Source organism: Nonomuraea sp. NPDC005730 (genome assembly GCF_040630865.1).
Lineage (GTDB): Bacteria > Actinomycetota > Actinomycetes > Streptosporangiales > Streptosporangiaceae > Nonomuraea.
In genome coordinates this window covers 1-2,736 of the sequence record NZ_JBEXYK010000135.1, presented here as the reverse complement: position 1 = coordinate 2,736, position 2,736 = coordinate 1, and the positions used below count along the sequence as shown (strand labels likewise).

The 2,736-nt window shown below is 70.9% G+C and carries 2 protein-coding genes; both read right to left on the bottom strand.

The genetic code is table 11. The annotated features are described in order from the left end of the window. Nucleotides 1-1,378 (bottom strand): class II 3-deoxy-7-phosphoheptulonate synthase (locus tag ABZ444_RS51335; RefSeq protein ID WP_358012692.1); only part of this gene is annotated, 1,378 nt, incomplete at its 3' end. A gap of 68 nt (nucleotides 1,379-1,446) precedes the next feature. Beyond that, a complete protein-coding gene (locus ABZ444_RS51330; RefSeq protein WP_358012690.1) occupies nucleotides 1,447-2,643 on the bottom strand; it encodes an FAD-dependent oxidoreductase in 1,197 nt (398 codons plus the stop codon). Nucleotides 2,644-2,736: the final 93 nt, after the last annotated feature.

Genomic DNA, 2,736 nt, shown 5'->3' with positions numbered 1-2,736 from the left:
GGGGGAGTGGAACCTGGCGACCGAGCGCACTCTGTGGACACCGCAGATGTACGAGATGTTCGGCCGCGCCCGCGCCGACGGCCCGATGCCCCTGGCTGAGCCGCGGGTCGCAGGCCGTCTCGTAGCGGGTGCCGAGGTCGCCCTCGACGATCTCGTGGCCGCCGCCCACGCACTCGGTGACGTCGTCGCCGGTGAACTCGATGTGGATGCCGCCCGGGTGGGTGCCGAGCGCGCGGTGGACCTCGAAGAACCCGGCCACCTCGTCGAGCACGTCGTCGAAGTGGCGGGTCTTGTGCCCGCTCGGCGCCTCGAAGGTGTTGCCGTGCATCGGGTCGCAGATCCAGGCCACCTGGGCGCCGGAGGCCGTGACCTCCTTGACCAGGGTGGGCAGGTGCTCGCGGATCTTGGACGCGCCCATCCGGGTGATGAACGTGAGCCGGCCGGGCTCGTTGTCCGGGTTGAGCTTCTGGATCAGCGCGAGCGCCTCCTCCGGCGAGGTCGTCGGCCCGAGCTTGACGCCGATCGGGTTGCGGATGCCGGCGAAGAAGTCGACGTGCGCGCCGTCGAGCTGGCGGGTGCGCTCGCCGATCCAGACCATGTGCGCCGAGACGTCGTAGGGCAGGCCGGTGCGCGAGTCGATGCGGGTGAGCGCCCGGTCGTAGTCGAGGATGAGCGCCTCGTGGGAGGAGTAGAACTCGACCGTGTGGAACTCCTCGGGCTCGGCCCCGCAGGCCCGCATGAAGGCCAGCGCCTGGTCGATCTCGCGGGCCAGCTGCTCGTAGCGGCGCCCGGCGGGCGACTCTGCCACGAAGTCCTGGTTCCAGGCGTGGACCTGGCGCAGGTCGGCGTAGCCGCCCTTGGTGAAGGCGCGCGCGAGGTTGAGCGTCACCGCCGAGGAGTGGTACGCCTTGAGCAGCCGCCACGGGTCGGGCTCGCGCGACTCGGGGGTGAACTCGAACCCGTTGACCATGTCGCCCCGGTAGGCCGGCAGCTCCACGCCGTCGCGGGTTTCGGTGCCCTTCGACCGCGGCTTGGCGAACTGGCCCGCCACCCGGCCGATCTTCACGACCGGCACCTTCGCCGCGTAGGTCAGCACGATCGCCATCTGCAGCAACGTCTTGAGCTTGTTGCGCACGTTGTCGGCGGTCGCGCCGGAGAAGGTCTCGGCGCAGTCGCCGCCCTGCAGGACGAACGCCTCCCCGCGCGAGACGGCCGCCAGCTGCCTCTTGAGCTGGTCGCACTCGCCGGCGAAGACGAGCGGGGGCAGGCCGCCGAGCTCGGCGACGACCTTGTCGAGCTCACCGCGATCGGGCCAGTCGGGCTGCTGGGCCGCGGGAAGGGCTCGCCAGGAATCGAGATCCACGAGATTGCTGCTCACGAGATACGAGGGTATTCCACTGACCCGGCCCCACCGACCCCCTTGTCCACGTTGTGAGAATGCATTTATCAGCTTTCGGGAGACTTCACATGCTCGGGCAGCACCCCGAGGCCGATGAAACGCCGCGGCAGCCGGTTGAACAGCGGAATCCTGGTCACGTCGCGCGGCATCCTGGACGCGTCGAACCGCCGCCCCAGCGCCGGCGTGATCACCTGGTTCTGCACCAGCCGCTGGGCCGCCTGCGTGACCCGCGTGGGCAGCATGCGCCGCCGCTGCAGCCGGTGCAGGGCGGACTCCGGGATCGGCAGGCCCGCGGCGAGCGGCGCGGCCAGCAGGTTGGCGGCGGCCACCGCGTCCTGGACGGCCAGGTTGATGCCCACCCCGAAGACCGGCGACATGGCGTGCGCCGCGTCCCCGATGCACAGGAACCCCGGGCGGTGCCAGCGGCGCAGCCGGTTGAGCGCGACCGTGAGCACGCTGACGTCGTCGAAGCCCTCGATCTGCCCGACCCGGTCGGCCAGGTACGGCAGCAGCTTGGCCACCGGCCGCCTGAGGGCGTCGATGCCCTGCTCGGTCAGCCGCCCGAAGCCGCCCTTGGGGACCAGGTAGGCGAGCTGCCAGTAGGTCTCCCGGTTGATGGCGACCATCATGTGGCCGCTGGAGATGCGCAGGAACGTGTCGTCGGGGTCGTCGTCGTGCCGGGGCAGCCGGAACCAGACGACGTCCATCGGCGCGTGCAGGTCCTGGGGGACCAGGCCGGCGCGGGCGCGCAGCGCCGAGTGCCGTCCGTCGGCCGCCACGGTCAGCGTGGCCCGCAGCTCGTGCTCGCCGGACGGGTCGCGGTAACGCACCCCGCGCACGGCGCCGCCCTCCCGGATCAGGTCGTGGGCCTCGGCGTTCATCAGCAGCCGGAAGTTCGGGTACGCGCTGGCGGCCGAGGTGACCAGCTTGAGGAAGTCCCACTGGGGCACGAACGCGATGTAGTCGTAGCCGCCCGGCAGGCCGCGCAGGCTGGCGAGCCTGATGTCGCCGGTGTCGGTCACCAGGCGCAGCTCGTGGGCCTTGCGGTGGGGCAGCTTCAGGAAGTCCTGCACCAGGCCGAGCTCGGCCAGCACGCGCAGGGTGGAGGGGTGGATCGTGTCGCCGCGGAAGTCACGCAGGAAGTCGGCGTGCTTCTCCAGCAGCGTCACCTCGACGCCGGCCCTGGCCAGCAGCAGTCCGAGCACGGCCCCGGCGGGGCCGCCTCCGGCTATCACACAAGTCATAATTCATCACCCAATGAGATTGTGTCACGTCCCCGGAAATGAGCAAGCCCCCGCGCCTCTCCGGCATGCCGGAGAGGCGCGGGGGCTTGCTCA

Excerpts from the sequence above, each read along its gene's own strand:
- ABZ444_RS51330 (WP_358012690.1), bottom strand. The coding sequence starts at position 2,643 with ATGACTTGTGTGATAGCCGGAGGCGGCCCCGCCGGGGCCGTGCTCGGA.